The sequence below is a fragment of the Lacinutrix sp. WUR7 genome (assembly GCF_016864015.1).
Classification (GTDB): Bacteria; Bacteroidota; Bacteroidia; order Flavobacteriales; family Flavobacteriaceae; genus Oceanihabitans.
Genome location: NZ_CP045067.1, coordinates 3,489,937 through 3,511,682, shown reverse-complemented (window position 1 = coordinate 3,511,682; position 21,746 = coordinate 3,489,937). Strand labels below are relative to the sequence as shown.

Below are 21,746 nucleotides of genomic sequence, written 5' to 3'. Positions count from 1 at the left end.
GTTTACTTTCCGCGAAAGCGGTAATCTTTTCAGTAATAATTAACGTTTTTCTAAAAGCACAACGGTTTCTACGTGTGCTGTGTGTGGAAACTGATCTACTAAACTTATTTTTTTAATGTAATATCCTGCCTGCATCAAGGTTTCGGTATCCCTTGCCTGTGTTGCAGGGTTACAAGATACATAAACCATTCTATCTGCATTCAAATCAATAATTTTTCGAAGCGTTTTAGGAGCTATTCCTGCACGCGCCGGATCTAAAATTATAGTTCGTATCTTTTCTTTATATTCTGGGTGCTCAAGTAAAAATTTTCCAACATCTGCAGCAAAAAAGGTTAAACCATCAATGTTATTCCTTTCGGCATTCTTCTTCGCATCTTCAATTGCTGAAGCAACAATATCTACACCAACTATTTTTGTGTTTTTAGATTTGGAAGCTATAATTTGCCCAATTGTTCCTGTTCCACAGAATAAATCCATTACAATAGTATTGTCAATCGCTTCTTTGTTTTCTAACGCATAATCCACTACTTTGGTATACAATCTCTCTGCAGATTTAGGATTGGTTTGAAAAAAACTTTTCATGCTAATCTCAAAGTTTAAACCTAAAAGTTCTTCAATAATTTTATCTTTTCCGTAAACTAAATCGATACTTCCTGTAGTTGCAAGAGTTCTATCTCCAGTTTCATCATTAATTGTATGTAAAAGTCCAGCGACTCTGTTTCCAAATAATTCCACTAAAAAGTTCGAAAATTTAGTTAAGTCAAATTTTGGTAAATCGTAAGAAGTAGTTACTAAATTGAATAAAAGCTCATTGGTTTTGTAGGATTTACGCACCACTAAGAAACGGAAGAATCCTTCTCTTTTAGGGCCATGCCAAGGCGCTAATCCAGTTGCTTCACAGTAGGCTTTAATCTGGATAAGATGGTCTTCAAATTCTTTATCGAACAATCCACTATCTTTATCTAAGTTTTCTCCACACCACCAAGTTCCTCGTTTTTTAAAACCTAATGTAAATTCATCTACATCGGTTTTTTCTTCTCTATCGTATCCAATAGCAGAGAAACTATATTCCATCTTATTTCTATAATGGAAATCGTTAGGTGAAGTAATAAATTCATCAAATAGATCTTCAATATTTTCCACTTTACCAATGCGTTTAAATAATTGAAGCGTACTATCTTTTTTATATTTGTGTTGTTTTTCAACAGGAAGTTTAATGTAAGGAGCACCTGCAATTTCTTGAAAAGGCATCTCCATTTCATCACTTGAAGGTTCTAACACCTCAAATAATTTACATTCCGCGTACTTCTTACTTGATTTTTTTACCTGTGCTTTCACTAGTTGTCCAGGTAATGTATTCGGTACAAATACTACAAATTCTCCATGTTCATTTCTAATACGCCCAATTCCTTTTCCGCCAAAGGCATAATCTTCAATCTTTATTTCTATAATTTGTCCTCTCTTAACAAATTTGTTTCTTTCTCTTTTTGGCATCTATTCTATTTTAGAATGCAAAATTATAAAAAAAGCACCTCGATTAAGGTGTTTTTTCTATTTATGTTGATTTGATTATTTCTTAGTCCATTTATATGATTTTTTTTTATTTGCTTTTCAACAACTTCAGATCATCAAGGCTAAAAGAATAATACCATGGTTAATGCAATACTACCAATATGAATACCAAAAATAAGATTGAAAATATTGCAGTAATAACCGTAAATAGGATGTATGTAATGTGAATTATCTTTAAAAAATTTTGGGTTTATTTTAAAAGAATACCACTTTCGTGGAAAAAAAAATGAACCTTTTAACTTTTTTATCGTCTTTAGAGTATGAGAGTAATAAATATTCATAAACGGAAGCTACAGCAATCTATAGATAACGTATCGCTTCTATTTAATAGGTTAGCAACAGATCAAGATTTAATTTGGCCTTCTGAAAATTGGCCAGCAATGCGATTTAAGGATGGCGTAAAAGTTGGAAGTAAAGGCGGACATGGCATTATTCGATATAGCATCATTGCATTGGAAAAAGGAAAAAGTATCACCTTTAAATTTTCTAAACCGGATGGTTTTATAGGAAACCATACCTTGTATCTAAAAGCAGTTTCAGAAAATGAAACAGAAATTACGCATGAAATTAAAATGCATACCGCAACTTTAAAAGCTTCCGTTTTATGGTTTTTTGTAATTCGATGGCTGCATGATGCTTTATTGGAAGAGGCTTTTGATAAAGTAGAAAATTATTTTATGGATGTGAAGAAATTTCCGAAGTACAATATTTGGGTACGTTTTTTAAGAAATAAATATAAGAAGAAATCGTAGAAACTAAACAAGGGTAATTGAAAATTGACAAACGTAGTGATGCAAAATTGGTAGTAGCTTTTCAATCGGGAGATAAGAAAGCGCTAGCTACACTTGTAAAAAAATGGCATCTTATGTTTTGTGAAAAAGCATTTTGGTTAGTTAAAGATGCAGATCTTTCTAAAGATATAGCACAAGATACTTGGAAAACCATTATTGCTAAAATAGAGGATTTAAAAGATACTAGTAGTTTTGGTAGTTGGGCTTTACGTATTGTGTATTCTAAATCATTAGATGTTTTAAGAACAAAGAATAGTGAGCGATTTAAGCAGGAAGAGTATGTGAAAAATCAAGAGGTTATTGTAGAAGATAACAATGAAAATACCACTTTAAAAAGGAAACTCTTATTAGCCATTCAAGATTTACCAGAACAACAACAGCAGGTTATTAAGTTGTTTTATGTAGAAGAATATTCGCTAAAAGAAATTAGCAAAACACTAAATATATCTATAGGAACAGCGAAATCTAGACTGTTTTATGCTAGAGAGAGATTAAAAACAATACTAAAAAATAGAAATTATGAAAAATAATAAGGAAGATATAGACAAATTAATAAAAGATACATTAACACAAGAAGAAGCAAAATTCTATGATACACTAGAAGAACAAAGTGTTTTAGGGATGATTTTCGGGTTGTTTAAAGGAAAAAATAAATGGTTATTAATACTAATGAATATGATGACTGTTGTGTTTTTCGGATTCTTTATATACTGTGTAGTGCAATTCTTTAGTGTAGATACCACCAAAGAGTTATTAAAATGGGGATTAGGAAGTATTGTTTTTATGATTGGAGTAAGTATGCTTAAAGTTTTTGCTTGGATGCAAATGGATAAGAATGCCTTGTTAAGAGAACTAAAAAGATTAGAATTACAAGTGTCATCTTTAGCAAATACGTTATCTAAATAGATTATAATATTTAGAATAAAATAAAGCTGCTCAACAGGTATTGAGCAGCTTTTTTATTACTATGATTTCTTATTATTTATTAAACTTGTTTAATATTTTTTCCATTTGTTTTCCAGCAGCTTCACGACCACCAAGTCCAAAAGATAAAACAATAGTTAGGGCAACAGCTCCTAACGTGATACCAAAGGCAAGGTTGATAATGTCATCTGCAATTCCCATAGTTCTTAATCCGATAGCTAAAAAGATTGCAATAACAGCTACTTTAATAATGCTGCCAACAAATTGATTGTCTCCATTTTTATTAAAGTTTTTGTACGCAATATTTGCAATCCAATTTCCAATGGCTAGAATTATCAAACCGAATAAAATATTACCACCTAAAGAAACGATGGTTTCCATAATTTCTGAAAGTTTTGTGAATTCTAATTTTTCAATGGCAGTAATTAAACCAAACAGAATAATAAAAGCATATACAATGTTTGCTATTAATTTTTCAACATTAATTTTACCGAAGAAAGAATCTAAATGTGCACTTTTTAAAACTTCATTTATATTTAAGCTATCTAATAAGTCTTTAATCAATCCGCTTAAGAAACGACCTCCAACTACAAATAAGATAAGAATAAGTGTAGCAACTAAGACTCTTGGTATGGCTTCAAAGAAGCTGCTAAGCATGTTTGTTGCAGGAGTTGAAATTGCATTCAAGTTTAGAATATTTAAAGCAGAAATTAAAAGAGGAATAAATATAAAAATGAAAACTACTTTTTTAAGAATAGTTACTAAGTTAATATTTTCTGGTAGTTTTAATTTTGGCGCGAATTTTTGAATAGTATCTCCAGAAAGACCAACAAGTTCTGAAACCACATTGGCTAACATATATCCAATATAACCAACAAGTCCTGCTGCTATTATATTAGGTATAAAACTTGAGAATTTACTAACCATTTCTCGTAATGGCTCTAATGCGGTAGTCATACCTAGTTTTTCTAAAGACATCATGAATACAATAATCATTAAAAAGAAGTATAATAATTTACCAATAAGCTTAGATAATACTACTTTTTCACTGCCTAGTTTGTTGTCTACACCTGTTTTAGCAATCAATTTAGTCATGATTTTTCTAACAAATTTAGCGACTAACATACCAATAATAAGTATGATTAATGCTCCAAGAACATTAGTAAAATCACTTCCTAATGAATTAGAAAGGCTATTTGTAATATTGTTTAAAAAGTCCATAATATATTTTAAATTGTTTAGTTAAAATATAAAGTTAATAGCTTTATATTTAATTCTGTTTTTATAATTAAGTAATTGTTACTAAACGCTTAAGTACTTATTTAATGGATTAAACACGTAAAAAAGAAGTGTTTTGGCGATTATTGTAAGGATAAATTATAATTCGGAATTATTATTTAGTAATTTGCAAGTCTTTAGGGATGATTTCTTTCCCACGCTGAATTTTCGGGACTTTTCGAAAGGATAAAGGTAGATAAGGAATGGCTTTTTTATTCACAAATAAATTATTTAAAATGGCTGTTTTAGACCAATTAACATCGCAAGAAGCGATGGATTTAGAAAACAAGTATGGTGCACACAATTACCATCCACTTCCAGTAGTACTGAGTAGAGGAGAAGGTGTGTATGTTTGGGATGTAGAAGGGAAAAAGTATTATGATTTCCTATCTGCTTACTCTGCAGTAAACCAAGGACATTGTCATCCAAAAATTGTTAGTGCAATGGTAAACCAAGCACAAACACTTACATTAACTTCTCGTGCATTTTATAATGATATGCTAGGTACGTTTGAAAAATACGCTACCGAAACCTTTGGTTACGACAAGTTGTTACCTATGAATACAGGTGCAGAGGCTGTAGAGACAGCTTTAAAACTTTGTAGAAAATGGGCTTATGAAGTAAAAGGTATTGATGAAAATGAGGCTGAAATTGTGGTTTGTGAAAACAACTTTCACGGAAGAACAACTACTATTATTTCGTTTTCTAACGATCCTGTAGCTAGAAAAAACTTCGGACCTTATACCAAAGGATTTATTAAAATTGAATACGATAATCTTAAAGCTTTAGAAGAAGTACTTTCTAGCAATACTAATGTCGCAGGTTTTTTAGTAGAACCTATTCAAGGGGAAGCTGGTGTTTATGTCCCAACAGAAGGGTATTTAACAAAAGCAAAAGCCTTATGTGAAAAGCATAACGTTTTATTTATTGCAGACGAAGTACAAACAGGAATTGCAAGAACAGGAAAAATGTTAGCAATTGATCATGAAAACATTAAAGCAGATATATTAATTCTTGGTAAAGCCTTAAGTGGTGGAGCATACCCTGTTTCTGCTGTTTTAGCAAATGATAGCATTATGAATGTTATTAAACCAGGAAATCATGGAAGTACCTTTGGAGGGAATCCTATTGCTGCTGCTGTTGGTATGGCTGCTTTGCAAGTGATTAAAGACGAAAACCTTGCTGAAAACGCACAAGTTTTAGGAGAATTATTTAGAGCAGAATTATCTAAATTTATTGAAACCTCTAATATTGTTAATGGCGTAAGAGGTAAAGGTTTATTAAATGCTATTTTAATTAATGATGATGAAGAAAGCGAAACCGCTTGGAACATCTGTATGGCTTTACGTGATAATGGCTTATTAGCAAAACCAACACATGGTAACATTATTAGATTTGCACCACCTTTAGTAATGACTAAAGAGCAATTACTAGATTGTGTAGCAATAATTGTAAAGACATTAAAACAATTTGAAGCATAATAACTTTTGAAAAGTATTCATTTATAGAATAAAAAAAGCGACCAATAGGTCGCTTTTTTTGTTTAAGATATTTGTGTTTATTGCTGCATTTGTAATTCTTCCATTCTTTGTTGCATAAGTTCTGGATCTTGCATCGCTTCCCAACCAATATACATAAAAGCCCAAATCATAAATACGATTGTTAAAACACATAAAATAACACCAATAATAGCCATTATTTTTCCAGCTTTCACGTTTCCGTAACCTAGATAATTTTCGGGTGCTTCCTTGTACAATGCAGTTGCTTTGTTTGCTAATACTATAGCAACAATTCCTAAAATTAGTCCGATTATTCCATAACACCAGCAGGTTACAATTGATAATATTCCGAATACTAAAATAAGTGTTGCGTTTGGTAAAGTTTGTTTTTCCATGGTTGGTTTTTTAAATGAATTTGTTGATATAGTTAGTAAAAATAATAATAACATTAATAATAAATAAGCCCAAAAGAACATTATGTCCATATTTGAACTTGTATTTTGTATGTAAGGCAAGAATAACAACCATTAAAATAATGGTAAAAATTGCAGGATACATATAAAATGCAGCTTTAAAATCCCCTTGAACTACTAAGGCGATCGAACGCTGCATACCACAGCCTGGACAATCCATACCAAATAGTTTTTTGTTCAAACAAGGAAGCATGTAATCTTCAAAGGAAGACATAAATAATTTGTTTAATGAAATACAAATGTATAAAAAAAGAGGTCTGAAATACTTATTATTAGAAAAATGTCATTTGGAGCCTAGTGGAAAAACAATTGAAAATTAATTATTAATGTTTTCGACTAGGCTCAAAATGATAGTGTTTAGGACTTTAAGAAAGTCTTTACATGTTTAAATTATTTTTTTTGTGAAACAACTACTTTCTTGCTCACTGTACTTTGATTCGCAAAAGTAACCTTAGTTATGTATACACCTTCGCTTAAATTTTTAGTAGAGAATTGGTATCTATCTTGAGCAGATAAATTATTTTCATTAAAAATTATTTTTCCAGATACATCAAATAAAGCAATCGTCTTTACTTCTAATTGATTTGGGTTTAAAATAGTCAATTGCGATGTGTTGTTGTTTTGGATTACTAAGAAGTCTACATCATTAAATTCTTCTGTAGAAAGGCTTTGATCTTGAAATACTATTTCAAAACGATCTGTGTAATTACCAGGTTCTAATGTGATTTCGTATGCTTGATCTTGTAAATTAACAAAAAGACCATTTTCAATGTCATGAATAAATATTGGCTGACTAGAATCAAAATTTTGAACATCATAAAGACCAAATCTTACTAATTGCTGATTGTTTACCTTTACTAATAAAGGGATTTTTAATTCTTCATTATAATCAAATGCTTGAATAGCATAAGGTGTTCCATCAAGAGTCCAATTTGCATCCGAACTTACTTGTTCAGAAATTTGCGCTTCTAATCCATAATCAAAACCATCTGTTGCAGTATGGTGAAAATTCATAAGTAACTGACGTGTATAGGAATTATTTCCATTATTATCGAAACCTACATTAATTCTAAAACGTTTAAAATCTTCAGGTACTATGTTATAGCCTTCTTCAGTATATCTAGCTTCTGGTATAGTATTAATATCTGTTTCTTCTTTTGTTGAAGATGTTTTAAAAAATTCACTACTAGCTCCTGATTGCTTGTAAAAAGCGCGATGTGAGTTAGAAAAAGTTACACTAGAAGCACTAGCTCCTCCTTCTACCATAAAACCTTGCCCAACAGGAATATATCTTCTACCCACTTTTGTTCCTGTTCCTACTGCACCTGGTGAACCAGCAACAGTACCATCTAATAAATACATGCTAAATGCAGCAGGTGTAAAAGAATCTGTACCAGCAGCAGATATTGTATATAAAGCATAACCACCAACATAGTTAGATAATACATGTGAAGTAGCTCCTGGAGCTTGCTCCCAATATTTTAAAACACCCGTCATAATAGAACCACTATAATCTGCAAGACCTGAATTACGAGAATCATGTATAAATTCTAGCGCATCTAAAGCAGAAGGATACGGGTTACCAACTAAAGTTTCTCTATTTGGATTTAACGTTACGGTTATATCTCCATTATTTGCACGACCTCTAAAATCATATTTTACTGCTCCACTTGGATTTCCTTTCATACTAAAACCATAACCAGGGGCTAATGTACCATTAGGATCTCCACCCAAAGGTATAGAGCCTCCTCCTAATCCAATCCAATCTTCATAAGCGTTCGTAGTTGTTGGTAAGCCAATAAAAGAGTATAGCCAATAACTAGAAATTTGTGTTGCTGTACCATCATAGCCTGCAACAAAACCGTAATTTGTACTCGTTATTGGTGCTCCAGTTTCTCGATACATGACATTACTAGGTATTAAAGCCGTATTACCTACTCCTCCAGTATTTTGACCTACAGGCGAAGCCCAATAATTATACATATACGTATTAGAATTACCAGTCTGGTGGACACTAAGTTGGCCCGCTCCAGAATTTGTACTAGTTGTAGTTGCATTACTTTGTAATAATTGTGCGTCATTACGTAAATAAAGATGGCCATTAGTGTCTAAATTAACATCATCGGTTACATATAAAGGAGCAACATTTGGTCCGCTAGCAAAAGCAGTACCGTCCACATAAACATAGCTGCCATTGCTAACAAATAAATCGGACTGTGCAAAACTTAGGCTACAGATGGTTAATAGAAGTAATGAGAGGGAATATTTCATGAGGATTAATTTTTACTTATAATGGATTAATTACTACAAAGTTAACGAATTGTTATTCTTGATTAGAATTTATTTTAACTCTTTTTGTTAAAGGATCAGAATCTTTAGAATCCACTTTTTCTATAGTGTTTTCTTTAGGTTGTATGTTTTCTGCAGGAGTTCTTTCTTTCTTTTCTACGTTTTTAGTTTTAGATTCTTTAATAGACTTACTTTCAATCTTATTTCTTTTTACATTCATTGGACCAGGAGCTGGTTGAAATCTTTCACCATTATTAGAAATTCTAACTCTTCCATCTTGTAATATAAATTCAGCATCTGCTCTAGTTGCTACGATTGACCAAGAAAAAGAAGCATTTGAGTTACCATCTTGTAACTCTTTAACATCAAAACCATTAGCGGATTTATTGGTCACAAATACTCCATTACAATCTCCTTCTAATTGAACAAATACTTTCATAGGATGTTCTGTATCCACGCGTATATTTTTTGAAAAATTTTGGTCTATATTTATTCTAGCTGTACCATTCTCTAATTGTCCAATACCATAATCTTGAAATAAAATTTCAGGAGTTTCTGTTGCAGACATAGTTAACAAATCTCCATTTGTTCCTTTTACTATAGTACTTACAGTACCATTTCCTAATATTTTTCTAGCTGTCCAAGGACCAGCTTGCCAACCTCCTACGTAGGAATAAACACCATCAGCTTCAAAATAACCTCCAAATGCTTGAGCCGAAGTAGAGTTTGCAACACCATATACTCCAGTAGTTAATCCTTCACCAGCAACTCCTGAGCCAGCAGCTAAAATAGCATAAAAACCACCAATTGGATCACTTGAACCCGCTACACCAGTTTGAGCTTGATTTAGAGATGCACCTAATGCACCAGTAGAACTTGTAGATATTGCTTGTAATGCATCTGCATTTGTGCTACTTGCAAATACGCCTAAACCACTAGTTGAAATCCCAACTGCACCATCACCAGATGTAGAAATTCCTATAACACCAGATCCAGAATTACTATCACCATAGACTCCATTTCCACCATCTGCAGTACCCCAAACTCCATCAAAAGAAGTAGAATCACCCCAAACACCAACTCCAGAATCACTATCTCCGTATACTCCTTCTCCAGAAGTACTAAAACCACGAACACCATCTCCAGTTGTTGCTTGACCTTGTGCACCAACACCACCTGTAACATCTCCTAGAGTTCCAAAAGTAGAACCAAAACCAACTACTGCGGCAGATGAATTAGATTGTCCTTGAAGTCCTACACCAGTATTTGAAACTCCGATTGCTCCAATACCAGATGTTGCATCACCCCAAAATCCATAGCCATTGGTGGTATAACCATTTACAGCAGAAAAACCTATAGAACTAAATTGATCACCAGTTAGAGCATTAGTTGCTCCGTAACCAACGGTTACTTGCCCATTTGCTTGTACACGCATACGATCTACATTGTTAGATCTAATGTTTAATGCATGATTACTTATAGTACCAAGAAATTCTGTACCAGTAATAGTATTACCTGTTAAGGTCCAATCATTAGCAGTTGCACTTCCGCCAATTGGAACCCAAGCTGCACTATCCCAATAATAAAACCCTACACCTGTACCTATATCTAAATTCCATACTAATAGTCCTGTTGCAGGAGCAGTTACAGGAGCGGCGGTGGCTAAATCTGTAATTGTTACACGAGGAACTAAAAGTCCTCTATTTGCATCATCTAAGTCTAATAGTGCACCAGAAGCAGGAGTAGTGGTTCCAATTCCGACTTGTGCAAATGCAGTTATACTAAATATTAATAATAGGTAGGTAAATAAGATTTGGGACAGTATAGGTTTGGTAATATTTCTCATAATACAGTCCTTATTTAAAGTTAATAAGTAATAATTTAATTAAAATTTATTAGAGTTATAATTATAATTAGTTATTTTCGACCAAAAGTATTAATGCATCGATTATTATATGTTTTTATCTAAATATTTGAGTTATATATTGATTTTAATTGGTTGTATTGTAGCTGTTTACGCTCAAGCGGAAGCGCGACAAAACACATGGGTTTTAGTATTAGGAATTGTAGTCTTGATGTATGGTTTGTATAGAGTTTATAGTACAATACCTAATAAAAAAGAGGAAGAAGAAAAGGATGAGTTTTAAAGTTGGTGATTTTGTATTTGTTTTAGATGATGATTTATCTGGTGAAATAACTAGTATTTCTAATGGGGTTATTACTATTTTAACCGAAGATGGTTTTGAGTTAGATTTTAATAGTAAAGAACTAATTAAGCAAGAGAAATCGAACGCTTTAAAGCAAAACATTTTTAAGAATAATTCTTTTCAAGATGTTGTTTCCGAAAAAGAATCGAAAAAAAGAAAACAAGTAACCAAAAAGCCTAAAGAGCGTTATGAACCGACTTTTGAAGTAGACCTACATATTCATCATTTAACAAATTCTTCTAGAGGCATGAGTAATCATGAAATGCTTAACTTACAACTAGATACAGCAAGAAGACAGCTAGAGTTTGCCATTCATAAACGCATGCAAAAAATGGTGTTTATCCATGGTGTAGGAGAAGGTGTTTTAAAAATGGAATTGGGATATCTTTTTGGTAGATATAATGTGAAATATTATGAAGCCAATTACCAAAAATATGGTTTAGGAGCAACAGAAGTTTACATCTACCAAAATTAGAAATTATAAAAAAGGTATTTCTACCGTTCGCTCATCTATTAAACTATCATCTTCAAGGGTTCCAAAGTCTAAATCATCATAGGTTATAGAAGGTAATTCTAGACTAGTAATTATAAGTGTAACCTCAAAAGTTTGCTGTATATCATGATCTCTATATGCTGTTGCTGGAACTGTATTTGCTACATCTGGATTTAAATAATCAGCTAAGTCATCATCATCCGGATTAGTACTTGTAAAATCATTGGAAGGATCTTGATCTTGACTATCGTTTTCTTCGTCTATAGTAAGCACGCCATCACCATCATCATCTGGATCTAAATAATTTGGGACGATGTCAATACCTAGGGCTACTTCATCTGCTTCATCAGTATTTAATGGGTTTGTTAAAGGGTTATTATCTCCATCCGCATCCGTCGTATCAATTTCATACTTTGTAAGTACATTATCGCCATCATCATCTTCATCTAAATAATTTGGTATACCATCTCCATCGGTATCATCATCCGTAAGAATTCCATTATCATTTATATCTTCCATTTCTGCAGGAATACCATCATTATCATCTTCAACTAAAGAAATATAAACTGTTGCCGTTCCCGTGGTGCTTTCTTCATCATTGGTAATTGTTATATTAGAAGGAGGTACATCGTTACAAAAGAAATCTGTTGGTGTAGTGTTATATCTTCTATAGTTAAAAAAGTTTGAAGTTCCGTCAATGGTATATGATTCTTCAGTAAGATATAATACGCCATCATCATCTGTTGCTATTAAACTATCTAATGTTTTTGTTACAGAAGTGATTCTTAGTGAAAGTGATTCGGCAGGATCTTCTTTAATTTTATAAAACACTAACTCGCCGCAAGCTTGAAAAGTATCTTCAAAATCCAATTCTTCCGTAATAATATCTCCATCATCACAGGAAATAAGTATAAAAAGAGATAAAAAAACAAAAAGTAACTTTTTCATAGCAATGTAATTTTGGAACAAAAATAATAGAATTGTTAAACTTATAACGATGCTTCTTGTTAATAATTTTAATTCCTCTATTTTTGTTGCTTCTAACAATCAATTCTTATTTATGAAAACCGTTTATTTTGATAGCGCTGCTACTACACAAGTACGTGATGAAGTAATTAAAGATATGCAAGATGTTCTTGCTATGCACTATGGTAATCCTTCGTCAACACATGCATTTGGTCGTGCTTCAAAGTCTATTATTGAAACTGCTAGAAAAACGATAGCAAAGCAACTGCATGCTTTACCACAAGAAATTATTTTTACCTCTGGAGGTACAGAAGCAGATAACATGATTTTACGTTGTGCAGTGAGAGATGGTAATGTAACTACTATTATTACTTCACCAATCGAGCATCATGCCGTTTTGCATACTGTAGAAGAATTGCGAAATGAATATAATGTTACGGTGGAGTATGTAAAATTACAACATTGTGGGACTCCCGATTACGAAGATTTAGAAAGATTATTGTCTGCTAACGATGAGCGTAAACTAGTTAGTTTAATGCATGTTAATAATGAAATTGGTAATATTCTAGATATAGATAAAGTGGCTAGTTTGTGTAAAGCAAATAATGCGCTTTTTCATAGTGATACGGTACAATCTATTGGTCACTTTGAATGGAATGTAGAAGAAACTCCTATAGACTTTATGACTGCTGCTGCGCATAAATTTCACGGACCAAAAGGTATTGGGTTTGCTTATATACGTAAAAACAGCAATTTTAAGCCACTTATTTTTGGAGGTTCACAAGAACGTGGTTACCGAGCAGGAACAGAACCTGTACATGCTATAAAAGGTTTAGAAACAGCTTTTAAACTAGCCTACCAGAACCTAGAAGAAGAACGTGCTTATGTACAAGATTTAAAAGACTATTTTAAAGTGGTACTTAAAAAGGCTATTCCTGAAGTAAAATATAATGGAAACTGCGAAGACCAGGTAAATAGCACTTATACTTTAATTAATGTGTGTTTACCAATGAGTGCAGAAAAAGCATTGACGCTACAATTTCAAATGGATTTAAAAGGAATTGCTTGTTCTAAAGGATCTGCTTGCCAAAGTGGAAGTAGCAAAGGTTCTCACGTTTTAGCGCAAATTTTAGATGAAGAAGATATGCAAAAACCATCGATTCGTTTTTCTTTTTGTAAATACAACACCAAAGAGGAGATTGATTATGCGGTTGACGTTTTAAAAGAGTTTGTTTAAATTAAAATACGTTTTGCTTATTTTGCGATAAACCTTCCGTAATTCACTAAAGGAAATCGTTAAAAGTAACTAAAATAAAACATAAAAAACCTTCAGAAATTATTTCTCTGAAGGTTTTTTATTGCAATTAATCAACACTTAAGCTGCTTGACTTTTATTGTGTATACAGCTTTTAATTTTAGTCTCCCATTTTTCTAGAAGAGCAATTTCATTGGTCATTTCAATGTTTACATCTACGTTATAAAATTCTAAAACTTCTTTTTCTTTGCTGGAAGTAAATCCAATAACCAAGTCCATTTTATCTGTTTCCGTTTTAAAAATTTTATTGCTTTTAAAAGTTCTATTCGTTCTAACAATTTCACAAGAACTTATGTTGTTTAAATCCATGATTTTGGTATTATAAACATCATCAATTATTTTAGAATATATTAATTTGTTCTTGCTTTCGTCTATAGCAATAGCGTAGTAGGTTCCCCAGAAATCTGGAGCAGTAACATTTAAATCATTTTTTAAAGCTTCTTCTATAAATCGTTTTTTAGATTTTTTCTTTTTATTGGTTTGTGATCTTTGTATGAATAGGATTGGTAATATTACTATAAGGACAATTATAACTCCGATGATGGTGCTTGTTGATTCCATAATTTTATTTTTTTATTTGTGTATATGTTAAATGTCTTGGCTAAAAACCAAGGATATAATAAGAGGACAACTAATGCTGTTTTGTTCGATTAATTGTTGGGGTAAATAAAAAAATAATGTTTATGAAAAAGTGTGAAAAGGGTAGAGTAGTGCATCCATCGTTAAACCAGGACGGATGTGTATACTATTGAAAATATACTGATTGTCTTTTGTTATGGTTTGATTTTCAGCATATTTAAAAAGCGTAAGATGCGATTTTAATTTTTCTGTTTGAAAATCGGGAGCAGTTCCATTTGCTAAATCTGCAAGAGGTTCCAAATTTGGAAATGCAGAAAGCTCTGGTGTTTTAGCGTCAGAATGATTAAGAGTAAGCTGATGCTGTTGACTACTATCTGAAACAACATCTATTACAAAATTTTGCATAGAAATGCTCATGCTTAAACTATAAGCAAGCAGCAGGCTTAACGCCATTATATTTCTAAACATTTGTTTCATGATAGCAAAATTACTACTGTTATTAATTCGAAATTAAAAAAAAATGTTAAATTTTTTAAAACTTCATATTTAATCTAACATTGAAAACTCTTGGTGTTAAGTAGTTTGGTATTGCATATTGGCGTTTGCTATATACATCCCTAACCCAAGTATTTGTAATAGAGTTTTGTACATCGAAAATATTAAATATTTCAACACCTAAAGCAAGTTCTTTAAATGGTTTTTTCCAACCAGAATCAAACTGCTTTTTGTCGTCTACAATTACATACTGTACGCCTAAATCTGCACGTTTATAATCTGGTAAACGATTTTGATACACATAAGGATCTGCATAACTTGGTGAACCTCCAGGAAGTCCGGTATTATACACCAAGTTTAAATACATTTTTAAGTTTGGCATTGTTGGTACATAATCTTGAAACAGTGCTGCAAATTTTAAACGTTGGTCTGTTGGTCTTGCAATATAGCCACGACCATCAATATTCTCTTCTGTTTTTAAATAACCAAAACTAAACCAAGATTCTGTTCCAGCAACAAACTCGCCGTTTAATCTTAAATCTAATCCGTAGGCATATGCTTCGGCAGAATTGTTGGCTCTGTAACGTATTCTTACGTTTTCAACTGTATACGGATTTACATCGTTTATCTTTTTGTAATACGCTTCGCTAGTAAGTTTAAATGGTCTGTCCCACATTTTAAAACTATAATCATTTCCTAAAACAAAATGGATAGATTGTTGTGCTTTTACATTTGGTTGTACTTCTCCGTTTTGATCACGTAATTCTCTGTAAAAAGGAGGTTGGTAATAAAAACCAGTTCCAAATCTAAAAAGCATGTCTTTTTTCCAATTAGGTTTAATAGCTATTTGTGCTCTCGGACTAAAAACGGTTTGTGAAGAACTTTCAATACCATCGCCTTGTACATTCCAATTATGCATTCTTGCTCCGGCATTAACCCAAAGTTTACTATCGCCAACATCAAAGCGTCTGCTCCATTGTAAATAGGCTTGAATTCTGTCTATAGAAGTATTGTTTTTAGCTCTAACATTTTGATATGCGGTGATTGGACCTTCGTTTGGTTGGTAAGGTTGGTTATCAAAATTATCTAGATTTGGTGGATTAACAGTAAATCCTGCCGAATCAATAACTTCCCATTCTACTAAACGATCTCTAATATCTTCGTTGGTATATTTTATAGACCATTCGAAGTTATTCTCGTTCATTTCAAAATCTCCTTTATGCTCTATCGTTGTAATAAGTGCATCTAAATCATTTCTACCATGATTTAATTGTCCGCCAATTCCTTCGCTAAATTCGACTTCCCCTAAATCTTCATCACCAATATTGGTGTTTACTTCCCCAAGTCTGTATTGCGCAAGAATATCAAAATACTCTTCTTCTGTAGTATGGTATGTGGAAGCAACTAAGCTTAAATTTAAATCGTCGTTTACTTTATAGGTTCCTTGTAAAGCACCAAAAAGTGTTTGGTAAGCATCTTTTTCTTGTCCTTCATAAAAAACAAGTAAAGCAATAGGATCTGTTAAAGTCCCAAAATTTGTTTGTCTTGTTTGTGGCTCGTAGTTATATTTGTTAATAGAAGCGTTTCCTAAAAAGCTTAGGCTAAATTTATCTGTAAAATTATACGTAACAAAAGACTGCACGTCTAAAAACTTAGGATCGTAATTGGTTTCTGTTTCTTTTGCATTTACTAATAAACTGTTATCTCTGTAACGAATACCAACAATTCCTGTTAGTTTATTATCATTACTTGTGGCTTCAATAGCAAGGCTTCCTCCAAGTAAACTTAAATCTGCTGCAACACCAAATTCGGTTGGTTTTCTATAGGTAATATCTAAAACGGAAGAAAGTTTATCTCCATATTTTGCTTGAAATCCTCCAGCAGAGAAATCTACATTCTGTACTAAATCAGTATTTACAAAACTTAAACCTTCTTGCTGTCCTGAACGAATTAAAAATGGTCTGTACACTTCAATACCATTTACATATACTAGGTTTTCATCATAATTACCACCACGAACCGAGTACTGCGTACTTAACTCGTTATTACTATTTACACCAGGAAGTGTTTTTAATAAGTTTTCTACTCCAGGATTAGCGCCAGGAATTTTTCTAATAGTTGCAGGTTTTAGGGTGATCACACCTTCTACATCTTTTCTTTTTCTTCCAGAAATAACAACAGTAGCAATTTGCTCTACATTGGTTTGCATCACCGGATTGAACTCTAGTTCCTCTCCATTTTTTAAATTAAAGGTAACCACTGTCTTTTTTAATGAAAGATGTGTAAAGGTTACCGTTACATCTTGGTTTGCAGGAATTTTTAAAATATAAAAACCATTGGCATTCGTTGTGGTTCCTGTATCGTCAATTTTAATATTTACGTTGTCTACAGGATTATTAAATTCGTCTAGAATGACACCTCTTAATGTTCCTGTTTGAGCAAACATGAAAAAAGGTAAAAGAATAAAGAGGGAAGTAAGGAATTGAAATTTCGTATTCAAGATAGTTCGTTTTTATTTTCGGTAAAACATAGTTTCAAATGTAGAATTATTTCCAACATTATCTGTAACAATTAGCTTTAAATTATTTTTAGTTTCTGTGGAAACGGCATCATTAAAGTCGTAAGTTAACGTTTTTGTTTTATAATCATACTCCGTTAAAATCCATTTTCCATTTAAAGTTGCTCTGTAATTAGATATTCCAGAACCTTTATCTTCGATTTTTATTTTCAGGAATCTGTACTTGCTTAGCCATTTTCCTTTAGAAAAGTTTTTAGGAGTTATAGTAGGAGCAATGGTATCTGTAGCCAAAGCATATTTACCTAATGTTTTTGTACTCGTAGTTAAAACGCTTCCTTTTCGTTTAGTGTTAGAGTATAAGGGATAATCATTCCACCCAACCAATCTTGCAATATAAACTTTGTTCGCATCTTCGGTTTTATAACCACTTAAGTCATAACTAATATCAAAATATCTTTTAGCAGGAATTACATCTTTATGCAGTGTTAATGTATCTTTTTCTACTTTAAAATCTATAAAAAAGTCATCGTAAAAAGTATTACTTGGAATATTTACTTTTACGCGACCTTCGCTTAACACTTCATCTTGACTTTGATAAATATAATGTGGAGTAGTGTTATCTTCTAGGGGTAAAATGTCATTAGATTTTAATCCTTTAATATTAATTTGAAGCCAAGCATCGTTGTTTTCAATATCGGAAACACGCACTTTATATACAGACGAAGTACTGTCTTCTACCTCAATATAACCATCATTTGAATTATTATTGTACATGCTTAACGGATTATTTGCCTCTATAAACAACTTTTGAAGTCGTTGTTTCTTGGTTTTATAAAGATCATAATCGATTAATCGATTTAAATGTTTGGTTTCGCTAAATGAAAAACGCTTAAAATCTAACTCAAAGCACAAATCGCCATTATACCTAGTTTGAATATTATATACACCGTTTTTGTTTGCGGCTAAATCCTGTCTATCTATGGTTGCAATTGCAAATCCTATTTTACCGTATGCTTCCAGGTTTTCCACAGAATAGGAGCCGTCTTTATTATCTATTAAACGAAGTTTTTGTTTTATTTTAGATTTGTTTACATGTGCATCTGGACCAATTGGATAGGCGTATACTTCAGTAATAATTGGTTTCGTACTGTCTTTTATATCTAATCCGAAAAGTAACGGATTTATAGGTCGTTCTTCATTATCTCTTATTTCGTAATGTAAATGTGGACCACCAGAACCGCCTGTGTTGCCAGAATAAGCAACAATTTGTCCTTTTTCTACTAGAAGTTCTTCCGAATTTGGAAAAAGTTGAATTTCAAAGGATTCTTCTTCGTATTGGTGTTTTTTCACATAGGCTTCAATTTCTTTGGAAAAACTCTGCAAATGCCCATAAACGGTAGTGTATCCATTTGGATGTGTAATGTATAAGGCTTTTCCGTAACCAAAATGAGAAACTTTAATTCTGCTTACATAGCCATCTGCGGTACCGTATACATTTAAACCTTGACGCTGTTGCGTTTTTAAATCCATTCCAGAGTGAAAGTGATTCGATCTTAGTTCACCAAAAGTACCGGCAGCAACCAAAGTAATATCTAAAGGAGAACTAAAATAATCTGTAGGGTATATGTTTTGCGCATTCCCTAAAGAAGTAAAAAGTAGAAATAAAATAACTAGAATTCTCATATATTAATTTATAAAGCTAAAATATTAAATTGAAGTGAGCATAACCAAAAAGTTACTAAATAATCATTAAAATATTTATAGAAAATTTTCTATAAAGATATACAAATGAATTTTTTAAAGCAAGGATTATCTCAAATACAACGCCATTGTATTGATATTTAGTGCATTTAAATATTTTTTAATTTAATTATAAAAAACAATTGCTAATTTGCGTTAGGTATGTTAACTTTGTGAGATAAGTATTGAATTTGTAAATGAGTCATATTGAAGATATTGTAGATGCTTTAGAAAATAAAATTAGCAAAGTGTTGCAAAAACAAGAAGTTTTAAAACAAGCTAATATAAAACTAGAGGAAGATTTACAGGCATCTAATCAAGAGCTTCTACAAGAAAAACAGCACATTGTTGTTTGGCAAGAAAAATATGAAGCACTCAAAATGGCAAATTCTTTGCTTGGCAGTGATAATAATAAAAGAGAAACGAAGCTTAAAATAAATGCATTAATTAGGGAGATAGATCATTGTATTGCACAACTCTCTGAATAATACTACATAGTTAAATGGCAGAACAGCTTAAAATCAAGCTATCTATAGCTAATAGAGTATATCCGTTAACCATCAGTCCTAATCAGGAAGAAGGTTTGAGAAAAGCAGCCAAGAAAATTGAAGCTATGATTACCCAATTTGAGCAAAGTTATTCTGTAAGGGATAAACAAGATGTATTAGCAATGTGTGCTTTACAATTTGCATCGCAAACAGAACAAAAATCTATAGATAAAGACAATGTTAACGAACATGTAGAAGATAAGCTTAATGCTTTGAACGAATTGTTACAGGAGCATTTAAATTTATAATACGTTCTTTAAATAAAATAAAGGTTACTGCCTGCATTAATTATTTTTTTTGATAAACTCAACGTTAATTCTTTAAAAAGGGTGAGTTGAAGCTGTAAAAGCGAGCTACCTCGAGTAGATACTTGATCAGTTTGTTAGCCCTAAACTTGTTTTTAAGGAGTTTATACAAAACCATAAATTGATGTGGGCTTTTTTATATAATAAATACTAATTAACTAAACATGGAAAACCCAATTGTATTAGCAATAATAGGCGTTGTAATCGGCGTAATTATAGGATACATTATAGCTAAAGCATTAGAGAAAAGTAATGCATCAAAATTAATTAAAAGCGCTAAAAAATCTGCTGCTTCCATTCTTAAAGAAGCAAATAGCGAAGGAGAGTCTATTAAAAAAGATAAAATCCTTCAAGCAAAAGAAAAGTTTATTGAATTAAAAGCGGAACATGAAAAAGTAATCTTATCTCGCGATAAGAAAATGGCCGAAACCGAAAAACGTATTCGCGATAAAGAATCACAAATTTCTAGTGAACTTTCTAAAAGTAAAAAATCCAATTCGGAAGCAGAAGCTAAAATAAAAGACTATAACCATAGACTTGATATTATTGAGAAAAAGCAAGAAGAAGTTGATCGATTACATAAAAGTCAAGTACAACAATTAGAGGTTATTTCCAGTCTTTCTGCAGAGGAAGCAAAAGAACAACTTGTAGAATCTTTAAAAGGAGAAGCTAAAAATGATGCCATGGCATTTATTCAAAGCACCCTTGAAGAAGCTAAAATGACTGCACAGCAAGAAGCTAAGAAAGTTATTATTAATACCATTCAACGTATTGGAACAGAAGAAGCAGTAGATAACTGTGTATCTGTATTTAATATAGAGTCTGATGACGTGAAAGGACGTATCATTGGTCGTGAAGGAAGAAATATTCGTGCTATTGAAGCAGCAACAGGAGTAGAGATCATTGTAGATGATACTCCAGAAGCTATTATTTTATCTTGTTTTGATTCTGTAAGACGTGAAGTAGCTCGTTTATCTTTACACAAACTAGTTACAGACGGACGTATTCATCCTGCAAGAATTGAAGAAGTTGTTAAGAAAACTCAAAAACAAATAGAGCAAGAAATTATTGAAGTTGGTAAACGTACGGTTATCGATTTAGGTATTCATAATTTGCATCCTGAGCTAATTAAAATGGTAGGTAGAATGAAATATCGTTCTTCTTACGGACAAAACTTACTACAACACTCGCGTGAAGTTGCTAAACTTTGTGGTGTAATGGCAGCAGAGTTAGGTTTAAACCCAAAACTGGCAAAACGTGCCGGATTATTACATGATATAGGTAAAGTGCCAGATGCGGAAGCAGATATGGAAACACCACACGCTATTCTTGGTATGCAATGGGCAGAGAAATTTGGAGAGAAAGACGACGTTTGTAATGCTATTGGTGCGCATCACGATGAAATTGAAATGACTTCATTACTTTCTCCAATCATACAAGTATGTGATGCTATTTCAGGTGCAAGACCAGGAGCTAGAAGACAAGTATTAGATAGTTATATACAACGTTTAAAAGATTTAGAAGATATTGCCTTTGGTTTTCAAGGTGTGAAGAAAGCATATGCTATTCAAGCGGGAAGAGAACTAAGAGTAATTGTAGAAAGTGAAAAAGTATCCGATCAAAATGCAGCGGACTTATCGTTTAATATATCACAAAAAATACAAACAGATATGACGTACCCTGGTCAAGTAAAGGTTACTGTTATACGTGAAACTAGAGCTGTAAATATAGCGAAGTAGTAAATGTAATATTTA

At 32.2% G+C, this 21,746-nt stretch carries 21 protein-coding genes and 1 other RNA gene; 11 read left to right on the top strand and 11 right to left on the bottom strand.

Annotation, left to right across the window (positions count from 1 at the left end; translation table 11 throughout):
* Nucleotides 1–39 precede the first annotated feature (39 nt).
* Nucleotides 40–1,494 (bottom strand): 23S rRNA (uracil(1939)-C(5))-methyltransferase RlmD, encoded by a 1,455-nt coding sequence (rlmD, locus tag FG167_RS15295; RefSeq protein WP_203459082.1) that lies wholly within the window; start codon nucleotides 1,492–1,494, stop codon nucleotides 40–42.
* A 338-nt stretch (nucleotides 1,495–1,832) separates the two neighbouring features.
* Here rlmD and FG167_RS15290 point away from each other — a divergent pair, with 338 nt between their 5' ends.
* From FG167_RS15290 to FG167_RS15280, 3 genes are read left to right on the top strand one after another with little or no spacing between them, the layout of a single operon-like run.
* Nucleotides 1,833–2,324 carry a hypothetical protein gene (locus FG167_RS15290; protein ID WP_203459081.1) on the top strand — a complete coding sequence of 164 codons (492 nt, stop codon included), beginning with the start codon at nucleotides 1,833–1,835 and terminating at the stop codon, nucleotides 2,322–2,324.
* A 17-nt stretch (nucleotides 2,325–2,341) separates the two neighbouring features.
* On the top strand, nucleotides 2,342–2,893 hold the full coding sequence (locus FG167_RS15285; protein ID WP_203459080.1) for an RNA polymerase sigma factor: 552 nt from the start codon (nucleotides 2,342–2,344) through the stop codon (nucleotides 2,891–2,893).
* Nucleotides 2,883–3,269 (top strand): DUF6768 family protein, encoded by a 387-nt coding sequence (locus FG167_RS15280; RefSeq protein ID WP_203459079.1) that lies wholly within the window; start codon nucleotides 2,883–2,885, stop codon nucleotides 3,267–3,269. The genes FG167_RS15285 and FG167_RS15280 overlap by 11 nt, the downstream gene beginning before the upstream one ends.
* Nucleotides 3,270–3,341: 72 nt before the next feature.
* On the opposite strand, the gene FG167_RS15275 is transcribed toward FG167_RS15280, so the two are convergent.
* Nucleotides 3,342–4,508, bottom strand: coding sequence for a mechanosensitive ion channel (locus FG167_RS15275; protein ID WP_203459078.1), 1,167 nt, complete (start codon nucleotides 4,506–4,508; stop codon nucleotides 3,342–3,344).
* Nucleotides 4,509–4,801: 293 nt separating this feature from the next.
* On the opposite strand from FG167_RS15275, the gene rocD reads away from it, so the two are divergent.
* Complete coding sequence (gene rocD, locus FG167_RS15270; RefSeq protein ID WP_203459077.1) at nucleotides 4,802–6,046, top strand: ornithine--oxo-acid transaminase; 1,245 nt, start codon at nucleotides 4,802–4,804, stop codon at nucleotides 6,044–6,046.
* A 77-nt stretch (nucleotides 6,047–6,123) separates the two neighbouring features.
* Here the strand turns inward: rocD and FG167_RS15265 are convergent, their stop codons facing one another.
* From FG167_RS15265 to FG167_RS15250, 4 genes are all read right to left on the bottom strand, one after another.
* Entirely contained in the window at nucleotides 6,124–6,459 is a 336-nt protein-coding gene (locus FG167_RS15265; RefSeq protein WP_203459076.1) for a CCC motif membrane protein, read from the bottom strand.
* A gap of 10 nt (nucleotides 6,460–6,469) precedes the next feature.
* Nucleotides 6,470–6,751 (bottom strand): DUF2752 domain-containing protein, encoded by a 282-nt coding sequence (locus tag FG167_RS15260; protein ID WP_239004408.1) that lies wholly within the window; start codon nucleotides 6,749–6,751, stop codon nucleotides 6,470–6,472.
* A 176-nt stretch (nucleotides 6,752–6,927) separates the two neighbouring features.
* Complete coding sequence (locus FG167_RS15255; protein WP_203459075.1) at nucleotides 6,928–8,808, bottom strand: T9SS type A sorting domain-containing protein; 1,881 nt, start codon at nucleotides 8,806–8,808, stop codon at nucleotides 6,928–6,930.
* Between the two features lie 52 nt (nucleotides 8,809–8,860).
* Nucleotides 8,861–10,672 carry a hypothetical protein gene (locus FG167_RS15250; protein WP_203459074.1) on the bottom strand — a complete coding sequence of 604 codons (1,812 nt, stop codon included), beginning with the start codon at nucleotides 10,670–10,672 and terminating at the stop codon, nucleotides 8,861–8,863.
* A gap of 127 nt (nucleotides 10,673–10,799) precedes the next feature.
* Between FG167_RS15250 and FG167_RS15245 the strand changes: the two genes are divergently transcribed.
* Complete coding sequence (locus FG167_RS15245) at nucleotides 10,800–10,973, top strand: hypothetical protein (protein ID WP_239004407.1); 174 nt, start codon at nucleotides 10,800–10,802, stop codon at nucleotides 10,971–10,973.
* Entirely contained in the window at nucleotides 10,963–11,508 is a 546-nt protein-coding gene (locus tag FG167_RS15240) for a DNA mismatch repair protein MutS (protein ID WP_203459072.1), read from the top strand. The genes FG167_RS15245 and FG167_RS15240 overlap by 11 nt, the downstream gene beginning before the upstream one ends.
* A gap of 3 nt (nucleotides 11,509–11,511) precedes the next feature.
* Here FG167_RS15240 and FG167_RS15235 read toward each other — a convergent pair whose 3' ends face one another.
* Complete coding sequence (locus tag FG167_RS15235; RefSeq protein WP_203459071.1) at nucleotides 11,512–12,474, bottom strand: hypothetical protein; 963 nt, start codon at nucleotides 12,472–12,474, stop codon at nucleotides 11,512–11,514.
* A gap of 112 nt (nucleotides 12,475–12,586) precedes the next feature.
* Here FG167_RS15235 and FG167_RS15230 point away from each other — a divergent pair, with 112 nt between their 5' ends.
* Complete coding sequence (locus tag FG167_RS15230; protein ID WP_203461135.1) at nucleotides 12,587–13,729, top strand: cysteine desulfurase family protein; 1,143 nt, start codon at nucleotides 12,587–12,589, stop codon at nucleotides 13,727–13,729.
* A gap of 138 nt (nucleotides 13,730–13,867) precedes the next feature.
* On the opposite strand, the gene FG167_RS15225 is transcribed toward FG167_RS15230, so the two are convergent.
* The 4 genes from FG167_RS15225 to FG167_RS15210 all read right to left on the bottom strand — a co-directional run bounded on the left by FG167_RS15225 (nucleotide 13,868) and on the right by FG167_RS15210 (nucleotide 19,082).
* Nucleotides 13,868–14,368 (bottom strand): hypothetical protein, encoded by a 501-nt coding sequence (locus FG167_RS15225; protein ID WP_203459070.1) that lies wholly within the window; start codon nucleotides 14,366–14,368, stop codon nucleotides 13,868–13,870.
* A 120-nt stretch (nucleotides 14,369–14,488) separates the two neighbouring features.
* Entirely contained in the window at nucleotides 14,489–14,854 is a 366-nt protein-coding gene (locus FG167_RS15220) for a hypothetical protein (protein ID WP_203459069.1), read from the bottom strand.
* A gap of 64 nt (nucleotides 14,855–14,918) precedes the next feature.
* The gene (locus FG167_RS15215; RefSeq protein WP_203461134.1) at nucleotides 14,919–17,327 is read right to left on the bottom strand and encodes a carboxypeptidase-like regulatory domain-containing protein; all 2,409 of its coding nucleotides are present in this window, start codon (nucleotides 17,325–17,327) and stop codon (nucleotides 14,919–14,921) included.
* A gap of 66 nt (nucleotides 17,328–17,393) precedes the next feature.
* Nucleotides 17,394–19,082 carry a M23 family metallopeptidase gene (locus tag FG167_RS15210; RefSeq protein WP_203459068.1) on the bottom strand — a complete coding sequence of 563 codons (1,689 nt, stop codon included), beginning with the start codon at nucleotides 19,080–19,082 and terminating at the stop codon, nucleotides 17,394–17,396.
* A 254-nt stretch (nucleotides 19,083–19,336) separates the two neighbouring features.
* Between FG167_RS15210 and FG167_RS15205 the strand changes: the two genes are divergently transcribed.
* The 4 genes from FG167_RS15205 to rny all read left to right on the top strand — a co-directional run bounded on the left by FG167_RS15205 (nucleotide 19,337) and on the right by rny (nucleotide 21,731).
* Complete coding sequence (locus tag FG167_RS15205) at nucleotides 19,337–19,627, top strand: hypothetical protein (protein WP_203459067.1); 291 nt, start codon at nucleotides 19,337–19,339, stop codon at nucleotides 19,625–19,627.
* Nucleotides 19,628–19,641: 14 nt separating this feature from the next.
* Nucleotides 19,642–19,935, top strand: a complete 294-nt coding sequence (locus FG167_RS15200) for a cell division protein ZapA (RefSeq protein WP_055443156.1) — start codon at nucleotides 19,642–19,644, stop codon at nucleotides 19,933–19,935.
* A 56-nt stretch (nucleotides 19,936–19,991) separates the two neighbouring features.
* Nucleotides 19,992–20,098, top strand: a non-coding RNA gene (ssrS, locus tag FG167_RS15195) — 6S RNA.
* 58 nt (nucleotides 20,099–20,156) lie between these two features.
* Nucleotides 20,157–21,731: a ribonuclease Y gene (gene rny, locus FG167_RS15190; RefSeq protein ID WP_203459066.1), complete on the top strand. Its 1,575-nt coding sequence runs from the start codon at nucleotides 20,157–20,159 to the stop codon at nucleotides 21,729–21,731.
* The last annotated feature ends 15 nt before the right edge of the window (nucleotides 21,732–21,746 follow it).